Genomic DNA, 15402 nt, shown 5'->3' on the forward strand with positions numbered 1-15402 from the left:
CGTTCATTCCTCACTCTTTGCCTCTTTGCGGCGGAAAACCTTTTTGCTGCGAACGTATTCAACATCCTGTACCTGCTGTCTTGCATTGGCGGTCCGGGCAACCACAAAGAAATAGTCCGACAGCCTGTTCAAGTAACGACGCACAGACGGATTGATGTCGGTATGCTGCCCTAGCGTGACTGCCCGGCGTTCGGCACGACGGCACACGGTGCGGCATACGTGAAGCGCAGAAGACAGATGGGTGCCCCCAGGAATGATGAACCGCTCCACCTTCGGATTTTCGGCATCGAACAGATCAATCCATTGCTCCAGCCGCGCAACCTTGTCGTCTTTTACTTTATACCGATTTTCCGTAATGTTGACAAACGCCAGATCGGAGCCGCAATCAAACAGCTCCTGTTGAATCTCCGACAGCTGTTCTTTCAGGTCTTCGAACGAGCCCTTTGCATCATCGATGAGGCTGATGGCCTGACCGACAAAACAGTTCAACTCATCAATCGTGCCATAAGCCTCCACCCGATCGTCGTCCTTGACCACTCGTCCTCCGATCACCGAAGTCTGCCCTTCATCACCGGTTCTTGTATATATGCCCATCTTGATCCCTCCATTGGCTAAATCTTTAACGTCAGCGTTCCCATGAGCATGGGTAAAATCGACTACATTCTTCTTGTCCTCAACTTTACCAGTATACTTGACCTGCGGGTGTGACGGAAATGCAAATTTTCAGAAACCAACCTCAGGCCCTATACGTATACCACAATTGGTATGTTCTGCGAATGCGCGCCAAATCTATGTCATTTTATAGTAGAGGAGACGATTATGCAAAACTGGATCACCGATTTCATGGAACAATACGGATACATCGGCATTGCGTTGATCATTGCCCTGGAGAACGTGTTCCCGCCCATTCCTTCGGAAATTATTTTGCCTTTTGGCGGATTTATGACCACCTATACCGGCCTCACCCTTCCCGGCGTTATTATCGCGGCAACGATCGGTTCGGTGCTTGGTGCCATCATCCTGTACGGCATCGGGCTGCTGATCGACGTTGAACGCCTGGAAAAAATCGTGGATCGATGGGGCCATATCCTGCGCATCAAGAAGGAAGATATCCACCGCGTCGATGCTTGGTTCGACAAGTATGGGATATGGACGGTATTGTTCTGCCGCATGGTGCCGCTGGTTCGCAGCCTGATTTCCATTCCGGCAGGCATGTCCAACATGAAATTTGGCCTGTTTATTCTCTTTACAACGATTGGCACACTGGTCTGGAACATCATCCTTGTTTCGGTCGGCGCCGCGCTTGGCGCATCGTGGGAGAGCATTTTAGAGTTCATGGATGTCTATTCACTGGTTGTTTATGTCATTGTTGCGATTGCCGCCATTATTTTTGTCATCTGGTGGATCAAACGGATCAAATCCCGCAAGTAACAAACTCGCTTAAATAGATACGGATATACATGAGTAAAGCCTCGGTCCCTCCCTAAGTGGAATGGCCGAGGCTTATTGCATGGGTTCAACATTTATTCATATCGCAGCGCATGTGATTTCAAATCAATGGCCAGCCCTGAAACGAGCATAAACATCCGATCCGAGTGAGATTGAAGCATCCGGTTCACGGACGCCATGCGAGCTGCGAAAACTCGCTCTTTCTCGGAAGGTTGCAGCGATGCATGCATTTCGTTCGTAATGACGAGCAGTTTTCCCTGGTACGAAAGCAATGCGCCAAGCAATTTCTGGGTATCGTTCCTCTGTTCGTTCAGATTGTCACAGACGTCGAAGCTCGCCGCCATCCATGCGGTTAGGCTATCCACAATAAGAATGCGCTGATCCGCCAAATAAAGATTCGATTCCCGGTTGATCTGATCAATAACCTGGGCCAATTGGGGCCCTTTCACTGCCGATATGGCCCGGTAATGAGCGGACGGCAGCTCCGGATTCACTGGATCATGGTCGCCTGTGGACAAATAGATCCCTTCCCGGCTAATCCGGGCTGCATAGTCGAGGGCAAACCGGGTTTTGCCGCTGCCGACGCCGCCTGTGACCGTTATCAGCAATCCGCTCTCCTCCTCTGTCGATGTGTTTGAATGGAAGCTCTCTTATTCTGTCAACGCCTTCAAAACTTTTTTGGCCTCATCCACATTGGAAGCGGACACCGGAATCGTGGCAAACAAATTGCTGGCCGCATATTTCACGTCCTTGAACATTTGCATCTCCTCCAGCGGAATACCGTAGAGATGAGATTCTGTTTTGATGTCGGAACCGTTGTCTCCCTCGCCCTGCTCAACCAGGACGCCTCCGTCAAACACGCCCCGTTTGTATTTCTCGGCATCAAACGTATCTTCCAGCGGAACATTGGACCCGCTTTTTCCATATTGTTTCATGTCTGCCTCAGGCAAGATGAAAATGTCATGTCCACCGGCCGCATACTCGACCAAAATTTTTTGCACGTCGTACATCGCGCTAGTAATGACTTCAACCTTCGGTTCTTCACCCAGTTTTTGCTGCAAATTGGTTTGCAGCTGTTCGGAAATGACCGACGGATTGCCTTGATTATCAATGATGAAAATGGTAAAACCATCCTTGCCGCCACATCCGGACAGCATCAAAACGATCGAAACGATGAACAGCATTCCCCAAAACCTTTTCATCCCCATTCCCCCTCTATTCTCCTAACTACAAATATATCACAATTATCCCACTCGCAAAAACAGCGTGCCCGTCCAGGCCTCTTATGCCTTTTACAAGACCATTTTGTATCATTTGTCTTTTCTCAACGATCATCAAAAAAGACCCCGGATGGGGGTCTCATTTCCTTACAGGTAACGTTTTCGCTCAAGGACAAAATTATTTGCCTTTTGTCGGTTTCTGCTTCATGTAATATTCGTTGATTTTCAGATCGAGCAAGCTGCTGATTTCAATAACGATATCCGAAGTGAAGGATTTCTCCTCCAAAAATAACTGTTCCATTTTGCATCGCAACATATGGATCTCTTCTTCCAAGGAAACGTTATGCAAAGATGCGTGGTCAGGGTTCACCGACCATCGGTCGCCATGATCGCCTTCTGCCAAATAATGTCCACGATTCGTCGGTAAATCATATTCAACACAGAACAAAGCTAACCCTCCTTGGAATGGATTTTATTTCAATTTTATGAAAACTTATTTCAAAATGAAATTATATCATAAAATCTTGTAAAAGAAAGTTATTTTTTCCGTATATCCGAAATGTAACATCAACAGCTTTTGCTACAATCTGTTATCCCTCTTTCAACACTTTATGGACAAAATTTCCAATCCGATCCAATGCCTCATTCAACTGCGCGACAGATGTCGCATAGGAACACCGCAAGAACCCTTCACCTTGAGGCCCAAATACGTTTCCTGGCACGGCGGCTACCTTGTTCTCCGTCAATAGGCGTTCGGCAAATACGTCCGAGCTGAGCCCCGTCTTTTGAATGCTCGGGAACGCATAGAACGCGCCCTGAGGCTCGTGACAATCGAGACCGATATCTCTGAATCCTTGCACGATCAATCGTCTCCGCTGGTTATACGATTCCACCATCCGGTCTTTTTCGGCCATTCCGTTCCTTAATGCCTCCAAAGCAGCTACCTGACCCATGGCCGGCGCACACATCACCGTATATTGATGAATCTTCAGCATCGCCGAGATCAACTCGGGATGCCCGCACATGTACCCGATTCTCCAGCCCGTCATGGCAAATGCTTTGGAAAAACCGCTGACCAGAATCGTGCGATCCTTCATGTCGGGGACGGCTGCAAAACTGACATGTTTTTGGTTGTACGTCAGCTCGGCATAAATTTCATCCGCGATGACGATCAGATCATGCTTTTTGATTACCTCAGCGATCGGCAGCCAATCCTCATGCGTCATGATCGCTCCCGTCGGATTGCTTGGATAACAGAGAATGACGACCTTGGATTTAGGCGTGATCTTGGCCTCAAGCGCTTCTGCCGTAAGTTTGAACTGGTCCTTCGCATACGTTTCGATGCCGACCGGCACGCCGCCGCCTATGGAAGCAATGGGAGAATACGCTACATACGACGGCTCCGGGATCAAAATTTCGTCTCCTGGCACGATGAGCGCGCGCAAGGCCAAGTCAATGGCTTCACTGCCGCCGACCGTTACGATGATTTCGTTTTTTGGATCATATTTCGTATGGAATTGAGTATCCAAATACTCGCTGAGCGCCTCCCTCAGCTGGGGCATGCCCGCATTGGAGGTGTAGCTGGTCATGCCGCGTTCCAACGAATACACGCACGCTTCGCGCATATGCCACGGCGTGATGAAATCCGGCTCGCCGACCCCTAGCGTAATGATATCCTTGTTGTCTCCGACCAAGTCGAAAAACTTGCGGATGCCGGAAGGAGGAATTTGCTGAACCAGTGGCGACAAATATGAATTCATGGTTTTGGTGCTTCCTGTTGTCTGTTCATTCAATATCATGACACATCTTCCTTTACGGCGAGATCATGAGACGGTTATCTTCTTGATGGTCCTCGAAAATAATCCCGTCCTGCTTGTATTTTTTGAGAATAAAGTTGGTTTTGGTCGAAAGGACCGAATCGATGGGAGACAGCTTCTCCGACACAAAATTGGCTACCTCGCGCAGGTTGCCGCCCTCGACTTCGACGAGCAGGTCATACGCGCCAGACATCAAGTAAACGGATTTGACCTGAGGATACAGATAGATCCGCTCCGCAATCCCTTCAAAACCGCGCCCCCGTTCAGGCGTAATTTGCACTTCGATCAACGCCGTGACCTTCTCGTCGTGCACTTTGCTCCAGTTTACGACCGTGGCGTACTTCACGATGACGTGTTCTTGCTCCAGTTCCTCGACAGCCTTTTTGATATGTTCCTCCGGTTCGCCGAGCAGTGTTGACAACAATGCAGGAGTTCTTCTAGCATCTTCCTTCAACAGATCGAGAACTTTCAATTGCAAATCGTTCAAATCCTTCATGCCTTTCCCTCCAGCACTTATCAGGTTCCTGAAAATGAATTAATACTAATATTACATGAATTTAACGTCTGTGCAAACACAAAAACCGCCTGCTCGGAATTCGGGCAAGCGGTGGTATGCTCTGCTTTTTTCGGATTCAAAACTCGTTCCGGGAAATTACACGTAATAGGGATTGCCGTAATTTGCCGGATGCTGCGGAACGTTGGGTGCATGGTTGTACGTGGCAGATTGCGTGCTTTTCTCCTGCACGAACTGCTGGCATTTCTGCTGCGCTTGATGGGCAGACTGGATTTGCTTGTCTATGTCCTGGCGGAGCGCCTTCGACGAAGCGGAATACATATTGTTTTGCTGCATCAGATTGAACAGCTCGCCCTGCAGCCTGAGCGTATCGTTCGTCAAATCCATGAACATTTGGCGAACCGCCGGACAAGCCGCTTCCGTTGTGGCGGTCGTATACTCGCGCGCCGTGCGTCTCAGGTTTGCGAGAATCGAACTGAGCAGGTCTTGTTCCTGCATAAAACTTCCCCCGGATGACAAAGATTGAGAATACACAGGGCTTCCTCCTTCAGCGTTTTTGATTTTGGGCCTTACTGGGGTTGCGTAGGAGCAATGGACTGATGCTGATGCAGCGCTGCAGTCAGCGTGTTCAAATGCTGTTCATGGGAGCGAACGTACTGGTTCAAAGCTTGCTGGATTTGTGCAATTTGCGTGGTTGAGGCCGTTGCCGCACACTGCTTGATCAACAGTTCCTCATTGGAAATGGAGTCCGCGATGTAATTCAGCTCTTTGGGACTGAGTGCCTGGATTTGCGCATGTTGCATAGGAATGATCCTCCTTAACCTGAAGTGCATGCGGGATTATTTTTACCTTGTCTTCCGAAAGTATACAGAATCCCTTACCGAAAAGGAGTTGCCCCTCTTGGAACTTGTATATGGTACGCCCTTCTGGCCTTCCACGATGACCGATGCGCCAACATACCCTGTGCTGCAAACGGATCTTACATGCGATTGCCTCATCATCGGTGGCGGCATGGGAGGCGCATTAGCATCACGGCTGCTTGCCGATCAGGGGGTGGATACGGTCGTCATTGAAAAAAGAAACATTGCTCACGGCAGCAGTTTGGCCAGTGCCGGTCTGCTGCAAAACACAAATGACAAAACGTTGACCTCTTGCATCCATACATTCGGCGAATATACCGGCGTCCGGTTTTACGAACTTTGCCGGGATGCCATGGCGCAGCTCGAACGACTCGCGGGTACGCTGGATACGGATCCTTGTTTCATCCCAAGAAATAGTCTTCGCTTTGCCAGCAGTCAAGAAGACATTCACATACTCGAGAAAGAGGCCCGGACTTTGCAGCGATACGGTTTCGACGCAGCGTTTTGGGATGCCGGCCGTATTAACAAGCACCTCTCGATTAGCAAACCAGCTGCTCTTTTAACCCGAGGCGATGCCGAGGTGAATCCGTTTCGTTTCGTACACGGTTTGTTTCATTCCGCTGCGAAAAAAGGGGTCCGGATCTTCGAAAAAACGGCCATGATCCATTGCGATTTCCTCAAAGACGGCGTGTTGTGCCATACGCCGGGTGGACGGATTCATGCTCGCAAAGTGATTTTTGCGACAGGATACGAAACCCAGTCCATCAAGAAGGATCAAACGGCCTATCTCCAGACTTCCTATGTCATTGTAACCAAACCTTTGCCGGATCTCAGCAGTTGGTATGACCGCTATCTCATTTGGGAATCCGCGCTTCCCTACACATACATGCGGACAACGATGGACGGAAGAATCGTGGCAGGCGGGATGGATGAAGATTTGCCGCGCAAGGATCAGAGAGAGCACCGAGCCAAGCATTGCGGCGAACAACTCTTGAAGAAGGTTCGTGCGTACTTCCCTCTGCCAGACCTGGAAGTCGATTTCACATGGGGGGCCGTATTCGGCAATACCCATGACGGGCTGCCATTAATCGGCCCCCATCCGGAATTCCCTCATTCCTATTTTCTTGAGGGTTACGGAGGGAATGGGACGGTATACAGCATGATTGCAGCCTCCATACTGGCAGACGCCGTTACAGGTACTCCAAACGGAGATATGGAGCTCTTTTCACTTACACGAACCAACAAACCCTCTCCCGCATCATGGAAATAAGCCATGGAGCAAACTAAAACAGGGTACTTGCCCGAGAACTGAACTCGGCGCAAGTACCCTGTTATTCTTTTATTTTCGCTGAGGCGCCCTCGGATCATGCGTGCTAAGCAAACTGCGGATGGCAATCCATCCCACAAGCGGAAATGCACCCAGGGCAACGATCAACCATACCATCTCTTGCAACGTTGGCTGACTCTGAACGATGACCAAAAACGATGCCAACCCCAACAGTCTTCCGGTCATGAGGCATAGCTCTCTCAATACGACAAGTTCCACTCTTTTCTCCACGTTTTCGTCACTTGTCCCCATCAGATCGAAACCTGCCGAAATCATCGGCAGCATGTACAGCGGCATGCCGATGGCCGAACCGATTCCCATGAACAGCAAGGTGCCGTAACCAACCTTCCATAATAGAGGCAGAAGAACCAAGAACAACAATATCGCTCCGGACAGCATCCCCATAGACCTGTAACGAGGTTTGAACCATTTTCCTGCGGCCCAGTAACTCACCAGCGCGACGGATGAAGTGATCAATGAGAATTGCCCAAGCTTATACTCCTGTTGGGTGGCGACATATACGAGCAGTGCGATCAAGAATGCAAAAACACCCTCTCGCACCCCCTGAGCGATCAACCCCACGCCAATTGGTCTCCAGGGGCTGCCCTTACGGGATAACTGCTTCAGCGGTTCCGTCCAACAGTATGTACCGCTGACCTTTCTTTTTTTCAGGAAAAAGCTGCACACGACGGCAATGACATAGATGACAAGCGATACTGTAAATATGAGCCGGTACCCGGTATTGTCAGCCATCCGTGAGATGATCAAACCGGAGAACCAAGGACCAACGATGCCCGTCACGGAGCCCAGCAGCCCCACCCATCCGTTGAACAAATCCCGGTTTTCACGGTCAGTCACCTCAAAATATACAACGTTAAAGGCAAGCCAGAACAACCCCAATGAACAGCCGAGCAGGATGCCCAGCGGCCAGATCCAATCCACCGCCTTTGGCCCCGCCCACAGGACAAGCATGTAGAACAAGCCCGATAACCCGGTGCCCAGACGCAAAGCGATCATTTTGTCATGTTCCTTGACCCATTTTCCGGCAAGCCAGAATGTTGCGCCAAGAGCAAGCTGTTGACTCACGGTGAACCATCCCAGCATGCTGTAATCGGGCCGGCTTTTCCACAAGTAGACATTCAGAAATGTTCCGGACAAAGCCCCGGCTAACGCAAACAATCCATTCACGCCAAGCAGCAGAATGGATTGTCGGCCCAGAGTAACCTTCATCTGCTTCCTCCTTCATCCACCTGAAATATAGGTAGCAGGCAGTCATAACGTTAAACTGCCCCAAGGTGAAGAAAAACATGATGAAACCTCTGGAAGTCTATACGATTTTCAGTGAATTACGCGTTTGCTGCTATTTACGAGCACTCAGGTTTTGAATCAGACGCATCCGATCTTCTTCAGCAAGACTATACTGAACCTGGAAACAACCTGAACAGACATACATCTGAACCGTAAATGGCATTGGCATCAGGAGACCGGAACCCGATGCATGGTTGTGAACAGAGGCAAAATGTTCTGCAGTCGTGGTTTGTGTGCCGGTCAGCACCATAAATTCCCGGCAGTGAGGGCACTCCGGTACCTCCTCCTGCACGTCGAGCTGCTTCTCCACACCTTCTTCATATTGAAGCAAATCATGGCCTTCGTCCGCATACTTCGTTAACGTGCGCAGTTCAGGCATCTTCAGTTCAACCTCTTCTCCCCAAAGTGCAGTCAGATCGGCTGTCTGATCGTCATCCTCCACTTCGTTCTCTTCGTCATAAACACTCTCGGCACCTTCCTCGTCACCCAGCGTGATGTTGAGTGTGCGATACCCGTTCAGTTCATTATGACAATAAGGGCACTCTTCCTCTGGCCCAAGTTCCTCATCCCATACGATTTCGGTTTGGCACCAAGGGCATATTGTTTTCTCCATAACCTGATCAACCTTTCTTTATTCAAACATCATTTCACGTGTTCATGACGTAGATCACACCGATGGCAAAAAATACAATCGATGCCGCAAACAAAATACGTATTAAAATTTTCATGCAAGGCCTCCTTACATGATGCTTGCGCCGATGACAAAAGACAGCGCGACCGAAATAATCATTGAAATCAATCCAACGGCCCGATTATCCGCCGCGATCTCTTTGTCAATGGAGAAGACCGGCGTCAAAAACTCAAATAGAAAATAGGCGATCAGCAGCAAAATAAAACCTACAAACGACCAGATCATCGCTTCATACACGGAAGATTTGGCCTGGATGCAGAAACGAAGCACATTGCAAATGCCAAAAATTTTGCCACCCGTAGCCATAGCTACCGCCACGTTGCCCTTTCTGATTTCATCCCAGCATTTGTATTTCGTGACCAACTCGAAACAAGCCAGAAAAACAAGCAACTCCATAATCGCAACCGAGAAAAAACCGAGAACCATCCCTAGCGGATGGGACAGCAGCTGGTCAATCGTCCCCTTCACTCATCGCTCTCCTTCCCCGTTCCTGCTGTCAAGCGCAACCGATCCAGCGGAACATGCTTGATTACGCCCTGTTATTCCAACTCTGCTACGGTCACACCATTACCGCCTTCTCCGTAATTGCCTAACCGGTAGCTTTTAATATGTCTATGCTTGCGCAGATATTCTTGAATACCCGAACGCAAAATACCGGTCCCTTTACCATGAATAATGTAAATTTGGCCTAAGTTAGCCAGAAAGGCTTCATCAATGAAACGGTCCGTTTCCATTAACGCCTCTTCCAAATTGGCCCCACGCAGATCCAACTCGCTGCGGACATTGTCATCGCGTGTGCGCTTCACGCCCGTTACCGGTTTCTGCTTAGGCTTCACCGCCGGAGCGGACTGCTGCAATTCCAGATCGTCCAAAGAGACCTTCATTTTCATAATGCCGAGCTGCACGAAGGCTTCCTTGCTTCCCGCCAGCTCAACCACATGCCCTTTTTGGTTCAGGCTGTACACAAGAACTTCATCCCCCGGGCCGATCGCACGGGTCTTCGGAACGGAGCCTGCGCGTTTGACCGCTTTTTTGCGTTTTTCGGGCTCTGCTTCATCCAGCTGTTTGCGTGCCGCGATAAGTTTGTGTTCTTTGACGGAAGCTCCCTCTTCCATGGCCAACTGACGCAAATCGGCAATGATTTTTTCCGCGTCCGCTCTGGCTTTGTCGATAATGCTTCTCGCTTCTTCCTCGGCTTTCTCAATTCGACGATCACGCTGCTGCTCCAGTTTTTCCAGATCGGACTGGTAACGGCTGCGCAGCTTCTCCATGTCCTGACGCAGCTGTTCGGCGCGTTCGCGCTCCTGCTCGGCGGTAAGTCTGTTCTCTTCCAAAGAAGCGATCATATGCTCAACCCGCTGATCCTCTTCTTTCACTTCGCCGCGTGCATAGTCGAGAATGTGGCCGGGGAGTCCCAGACGCTCCGCAATGGCAAACGCGTTACTGCGGCCCGGCACACCAACAAGCAGACGATAGGTTGGGCTTAACGTGTTTACGTCAAACTCCATGCTTGCATTGATCACGCCTTTCCGCTCATACGCATAGGCCTTCAATTCGCTATAGTGCGTCGTCGCAACCATGCGACAGCCGGAGCTATGCATGTGTTCCAGAATGGATATAGCCAGAGCCGAGCCTTCGGCCGGGTCGGTTCCCGCACCAAGCTCATCAAGCAGGATCAGGCTTTTCGGAGTCATGTTTTTCAAAATCCGAATAATGTTGGTCATATGGCTGGAAAACGTACTGAGATTTTGCTCAATGCTTTGTTCGTCGCCGATATCCGCATAAATGGCATCGAATACGCAGAGCTGGCTGCCATCTTCAGCGGGAACGAACAATCCGGACATGGCCATCAGGCTCAACAATCCGATCGTTTTGAGGGTAACCGTCTTACCGCCCGTATTCGGTCCTGTGACGATGATCGACGTATAATCGTTTCCGAGTTCAACGTCGGTAGGCACTACATTTTCGATGGCAATGAGCGGATGGCGGCCTTTTTTCAACTTGATGAACCCGCGGTCATTCATGCGCGGAAGCGTTGCCTTTAATTCACGCGCCAAGCGCGCTTTGGCAAATATGAAATCGAGCGAACCGAGCAAATCGACATCGTACAGCAGCCATTCGGCCTGCTCGCTGACTAACGCCGTCAATTTTTGCAGAATGACTTCAATTTCACGTTCCTCGCGAATCCGCGTCTCCCGCAGCTTGTTGTTCATGGCTACGATGGATTCCGGCTCGATAAAAAGGGTTGCCCCCGAACCCGATTGGTCATGCACAATCCCGCCAAAGTAAGAGCGATATTCCGCTTTGACCGGGATCACGAAGCGGTCGCCCCGAATCGTAATCAACTGATCCTGAAGCATCTTCGACACCGTCGAGGAACGGATCATGGAATCCAGCTTCTCCCTGATGCGCGCTTCCCCGCCCCGCAGTTCCCGACGGATCTGCGCCAGCGTCACGCTCGCCGTGTCGGCGACTTCGGCACTGTCATCGATGCAGCTGCGAATGGAGTCCTCCAGCGCTTTTTGCTCCGAGAGCTGGTCGCTGATAAAAACCAGTGTTTCCAATGGCTCATCCTCATGCAGAGCCGCAATTTGCCGTTTCAGCCTGCGGGCCGCTAGGGTTGTATTGGAAATGCCCAGCAATTCATGCGGATTGAGGGTACCGCCGATTTCCGCACGTTTAACGGATGCCGTGATATCCACGATACCGCCAAAAGAAGGCATTCCTTTCAGGCGATCGTAGGTCGCTGCCTCATCGGTTTGTTGAAGCAGCCGTTTTACTTCCTCCAGCTCACTCACCGGCTCCAACTGTTCAGCTTTGCGTTTCCCCATGGAGGTTTGGGCAAAGCCCTGCAATGTATTTAAAATTTTCCGGTATTCCAATGTATGCAAAATTTTCGTGTCCAAGTGTACAACTCCTTCCAAGCTATATCTGTATTATAACGAATGAATCGCAGCTGCGCTATTTAACGAATCCTTCCACACATAAGTTGCAGCATTCCGCCACAAACTACGGGTGTCAGGATATTGCAACATCTACATTAACATTGTGAACTGGATGTCCCATGCATATCCGATCTGATGAAAAGGAGGTAAACCGTATGAATTTCCTGGGACATGTCGTACGATTCGTCATTGCCGCGATCGTGTTGATGGTAGTCAGCTGGATTGTGCCCGGATTTGCCGTTGGCGGATTCTGGAGCGCATTGATGCTGGCCTTGGTCATCGCCTTGCTTGGTTGGATCATTGAAGGCGTATTTGGCAAACGGGTTACTCCGTTTGGCCGAGGCATCGTAGGTTTCATCGTCAGCGCCCTGGTCATCTGGCTTGGCCAGTATGTGGTCGATCATGTAAGAGTCACTTTGCTCGGAGCCATTCTGGCGGCTCTGGTGATCGGCATCATCGACCTCTTTATCCCGGTATCCACGCCGTTTGAAGCCGGCCGAAGTTCCAAAAACAATTCGTAACCGAAGTATCGGTCTAATCTCGAGTGACTTTGATTCACGTCTCGACAACTGAACAGGCTTGTCCAATAAACCTCCGAAGGCTTTCCGCCTGAAGAGGTTTTTGTGCTTTGCATTTTTCAAAAAGATGACAAAGCCGGCATGGCCATATTCTCATGGAATGAGGTATGATGATTTGAGGAAATCATTCAAATTCCATCTATTTCAACAGGCTAAGGGAGGCACATGATGAAAAAAGGAATCGCATGGCTTGCTATCTGCATGCTGGCACTCATGCTCACCGCCTGTGGCGGGACAGGCTCCAGCGACAGCGCCGAGTCCGAAGCGAACGTGACCGCAAGCGAAGAGCTTGTCATCAAAGCGAGCAATTATGAATTCGATCAGCCGGAATACCGTATCAAAAAAGGCGTCCCGGTCAAAATCGTGTATGAGAATGTGCAAGGAAACCATGGCATTCTCGTGCCAGAGCTAAACCTTTCGCTCAATTCCCAGAAAAATACAAAAGTGATTACTCCCGATAAGGCCGGAGAGTTTCAGGTGTCCTGCAACATTATGTGCGGAAGCGGTCATAGCAAAATGATCTCCAAAATCATCGTTGAAGAATAAACATAAACATTCAATCACAAGGAGCCCCCGCAACTAGACGGGAGCTCTTCTTGTATTATAACAGATCGCACAAGTGATCATACCCTGAATGTTATATCCGTATCTGTTATTGCTGACTTTGGTCCTGCTCGATGAGTTCGATCCACTCGTTGTATTCGGTTTGGAGTTTCGCATATTCGTCCTGCAGCTGCCGATATTCGGTGTTCAATTGCTCGGCTTTCTCACGCTCTATTTCGCGCTCCACCTGCAGCAGACGCAATTGATTGGCTGCGAGCTCGAATCGTTCGCCGATATCGTGAAGTTCCGTTTCCATCGATTGCTTTTCTTCAACCGCACCTGCATGCAGCTGCTCCAGCTGCTTGCATTCTTTCTCCAGCTGTTCTACCTTTTCGACGCTGACCGCACTTTCCTGTTGCCACATGTTCAATTCGTTCTCCAGCGCAGTCCAACGTTCTTGCCAAGCCTGCTCCTGCACCGCCCATTCGTCTGCACGTCGCTGCCAAACCTGGTCGTTCCTTGAAGCCTCGTCAAGCTTCTGCTGCATTTGCTCTTCACGCGCAGTCAGTTGTTCGACCCGTGCGGAAAGCTCGGCATGTTTGGCCGTCAAATCTTCGTGTTTGATTTGCCACTCCAATGCTTCTTCTTCCGTCTGCGAAATTTGTGCTGCTTGTTCGCCCACTTGTTCGGACAGCATCTTTACCTGATCGTTTGCTTCTACAAGCGACTGCTTGATGGAGCGATTCTCGGCTTGCAGTCTTTCCAATTCCCTCGCGCCGATCTCTTCGCGCTGCAATGCATCGTCGTAATCGCTGCGAATTTGCTTGTAGCTTTCCTGCAGCGAATGCAGTTCGTCCGTTACGTCGTGCAGCTCTGCTGCGAGTCGCTGATGTTCATCATTGATGCGGGCAAAATCCTGCTTGTAACGGTTGGCCTCTTTACGGAAGGAATCCGCCTCTTCCTTGATGACGGACAATTCATCGTGAAGGGACTGCACCCCGGCTTCAAGCGTTTCGTTCTGTTCCACGGCCTCCAAGACTTGCGTTTCCAATTCGCCGATCTCCGCAAGCCGCTGCTCGGCAAGCTCTTTCCACGATTGCTCGCTCTTGGTCAGCATGCCGATTTCGTTCTGAAGCGTACGCACGGCTGCATGAGCCTGTTCCAGCACCTTTTGCAGACCGCGCTGCTCTTCCTCGGATCTCGATGCCGCTGCCTGCAAGCGCAGAACCTCGTCATCCAGCCGCGCCTGATGATCCTGTGCTTTGCGAAGCTGCGCGGACAAGGCAGATTCCCGCTCGACGACTTCACTATACTGCTGCTTCCATTGCTGTTCGGCTTCCCGGGATTGGCTTGTTTCCGCTTCGGCTGTACGCAATTTTTCCTGCAGGCGTGCGCTATCTTGCTTCAGCTCGTTCAGCTGCTGCTCCAGTTCGGCGATTCGCCGCGTTTGGATTTCTTTCTCCTGAATGCGCGCGGCCTTTTCTTCCTGCAACAACTGAAGCTGTTCCAGTTCCTGCGCAATTTTCTCTTCCTGCTCCGTGACCAGCTGCTGCGTGCTCGCAAGCTGCTCACGAACGGCGCCAAGCTGAGCTTCGACGTCGCGCAGCAGCTCCTCTGCCTCCTGTCTCTCCTCTTCCAACTGCTGTTTTAACTTGCTTTGTTCTTTTTCCAAGGCAGCCGCTGCCGCCGCGAGTTCATTCTTTTGTTTCGCTTCAGCCTCCAGCTTCGCCTCAAAGGCAACCTCTTTTTCCATCCATTCGAGTTCCGACTGCTCCTTGGCTTCACGGAATTCAACCGTAACCCGACCGATTTCGTTCTGAAGATTTTGTTCTGCTTCAAGCTGAATGATTGCACGTTCTTTATCGGCCTTCTCCTGGAGCTCACCAATTTGCCGGGCCTTCTCTTCTTCAGCCTGCTGCAAACGCCGTTCCATGGTGGCTTGCAGCTCTTCGACCTGTTTGGCCGCTTCCGACTGCACCTTGTTCAGCTCTGCTTCGGCCTGCTCCAGTTCGGCTAGTATAGCAGCCTCTGCTTGTTCTTTCGCTGCCTTCAGCTGCTCCGCCGCCTTCGCTTCAAGCTGCTGGCGTTCCGCGGCTGCGCGAGCTTCCGCTTCTTTCAGGCGTGCTTCCGCCTGCGCCTGCTGCTCCTTC

17 protein-coding genes are annotated in these 15402 nt (G+C 50.5%); 4 read left to right on the top strand and 13 right to left on the bottom strand.

Annotated elements, in window-relative coordinates:
- Positions 1–3 precede the first annotated feature (3 nt).
- Positions 4–594, bottom strand: a complete 591-nt coding sequence (locus RSX24_RS04395; RefSeq protein ID WP_343259770.1) for a cob(I)yrinic acid a,c-diamide adenosyltransferase — start codon at positions 592–594, stop codon at positions 4–6.
- Between the two features lie 225 nt (positions 595–819).
- Between RSX24_RS04395 and RSX24_RS04400 the strand changes: the two genes are divergently transcribed.
- Positions 820–1431, top strand: coding sequence for a DedA family protein (locus tag RSX24_RS04400; RefSeq protein WP_236415931.1), 612 nt, complete (start codon positions 820–822; stop codon positions 1429–1431).
- Positions 1432–1523: 92 nt separating this feature from the next.
- Here RSX24_RS04400 and RSX24_RS04405 read toward each other — a convergent pair whose 3' ends face one another.
- From RSX24_RS04405 to RSX24_RS04435, 7 genes are all read right to left on the bottom strand, one after another.
- Positions 1524–2057 carry a bifunctional adenosylcobinamide kinase/adenosylcobinamide-phosphate guanylyltransferase gene (locus RSX24_RS04405; RefSeq protein WP_236415933.1) on the bottom strand — a complete coding sequence of 178 codons (534 nt, stop codon included), beginning with the start codon at positions 2055–2057 and terminating at the stop codon, positions 1524–1526.
- A gap of 42 nt (positions 2058–2099) precedes the next feature.
- A complete protein-coding gene (locus RSX24_RS04410) occupies positions 2100–2651 on the bottom strand; it encodes a type 2 periplasmic-binding domain-containing protein (RefSeq protein WP_236415934.1) in 552 nt (183 codons plus the stop codon).
- A gap of 196 nt (positions 2652–2847) precedes the next feature.
- On the bottom strand, positions 2848–3117 hold the full coding sequence (locus RSX24_RS04415; RefSeq protein WP_236415936.1) for an aspartyl-phosphate phosphatase Spo0E family protein: 270 nt from the start codon (positions 3115–3117) through the stop codon (positions 2848–2850).
- 142 nt (positions 3118–3259) lie between these two features.
- Positions 3260–4468 carry an aminotransferase class I/II-fold pyridoxal phosphate-dependent enzyme gene (locus RSX24_RS04420; RefSeq protein ID WP_290371449.1) on the bottom strand — a complete coding sequence of 403 codons (1209 nt, stop codon included), beginning with the start codon at positions 4466–4468 and terminating at the stop codon, positions 3260–3262.
- A gap of 13 nt (positions 4469–4481) precedes the next feature.
- Positions 4482–4982, bottom strand: coding sequence for an Lrp/AsnC family transcriptional regulator (locus RSX24_RS04425; RefSeq protein WP_236415938.1), 501 nt, complete (start codon positions 4980–4982; stop codon positions 4482–4484).
- 156 nt (positions 4983–5138) lie between these two features.
- On the bottom strand, positions 5139–5534 hold the full coding sequence (locus tag RSX24_RS04430) for a spore coat protein (protein ID WP_236415940.1): 396 nt from the start codon (positions 5532–5534) through the stop codon (positions 5139–5141).
- Between the two features lie 35 nt (positions 5535–5569).
- Positions 5570–5803 (bottom strand): hypothetical protein, encoded by a 234-nt coding sequence (locus RSX24_RS04435; protein WP_236415942.1) that lies wholly within the window; start codon positions 5801–5803, stop codon positions 5570–5572.
- Positions 5804–5900: 97 nt separating this feature from the next.
- Between RSX24_RS04435 and RSX24_RS04440 the strand changes: the two genes are divergently transcribed.
- A complete protein-coding gene (locus tag RSX24_RS04440) occupies positions 5901–7130 on the top strand; it encodes an NAD(P)/FAD-dependent oxidoreductase (RefSeq protein ID WP_343259771.1) in 1230 nt (409 codons plus the stop codon).
- Positions 7131–7199: 69 nt separating this feature from the next.
- On the opposite strand, the gene RSX24_RS04445 is transcribed toward RSX24_RS04440, so the two are convergent.
- The 4 genes from RSX24_RS04445 to RSX24_RS04460 form a co-directional block, all read right to left on the bottom strand.
- Complete coding sequence (locus RSX24_RS04445) at positions 7200–8417, bottom strand: MFS transporter (RefSeq protein ID WP_343259772.1); 1218 nt, start codon at positions 8415–8417, stop codon at positions 7200–7202.
- Positions 8418–8547: 130 nt separating this feature from the next.
- Complete coding sequence (locus RSX24_RS04450; protein WP_339277085.1) at positions 8548–9108, bottom strand: hypothetical protein; 561 nt, start codon at positions 9106–9108, stop codon at positions 8548–8550.
- A gap of 126 nt (positions 9109–9234) precedes the next feature.
- Positions 9235–9654, bottom strand: a complete 420-nt coding sequence (locus RSX24_RS04455) for a DUF350 domain-containing protein (RefSeq protein ID WP_236415952.1) — start codon at positions 9652–9654, stop codon at positions 9235–9237.
- Between the two features lie 71 nt (positions 9655–9725).
- Positions 9726–12092, bottom strand: coding sequence for an endonuclease MutS2 (locus RSX24_RS04460; protein ID WP_236415953.1), 2367 nt, complete (start codon positions 12090–12092; stop codon positions 9726–9728).
- Positions 12093–12286: 194 nt separating this feature from the next.
- Between RSX24_RS04460 and RSX24_RS04465 the strand changes: the two genes are divergently transcribed.
- Positions 12287–12652, top strand: a complete 366-nt coding sequence (locus RSX24_RS04465; RefSeq protein WP_236415956.1) for a phage holin family protein — start codon at positions 12287–12289, stop codon at positions 12650–12652.
- A gap of 225 nt (positions 12653–12877) precedes the next feature.
- Positions 12878–13255, top strand: coding sequence for a cupredoxin domain-containing protein (locus tag RSX24_RS04470; protein ID WP_343259773.1), 378 nt, complete (start codon positions 12878–12880; stop codon positions 13253–13255).
- A 106-nt stretch (positions 13256–13361) separates the two neighbouring features.
- Here the strand turns inward: RSX24_RS04470 and RSX24_RS04475 are convergent.
- On the bottom strand, positions 13362–15402 hold a 2041-nt coding region (locus tag RSX24_RS04475; protein WP_343259774.1), incomplete at its 5' end, for a coiled-coil domain-containing protein.

Source organism: Paenibacillus hubeiensis (genome assembly GCF_032334105.1).
Taxonomy (GTDB): Bacteria; Bacillota; Bacilli; order Paenibacillales; family Paenibacillaceae; genus Paenibacillus; species Paenibacillus hubeiensis.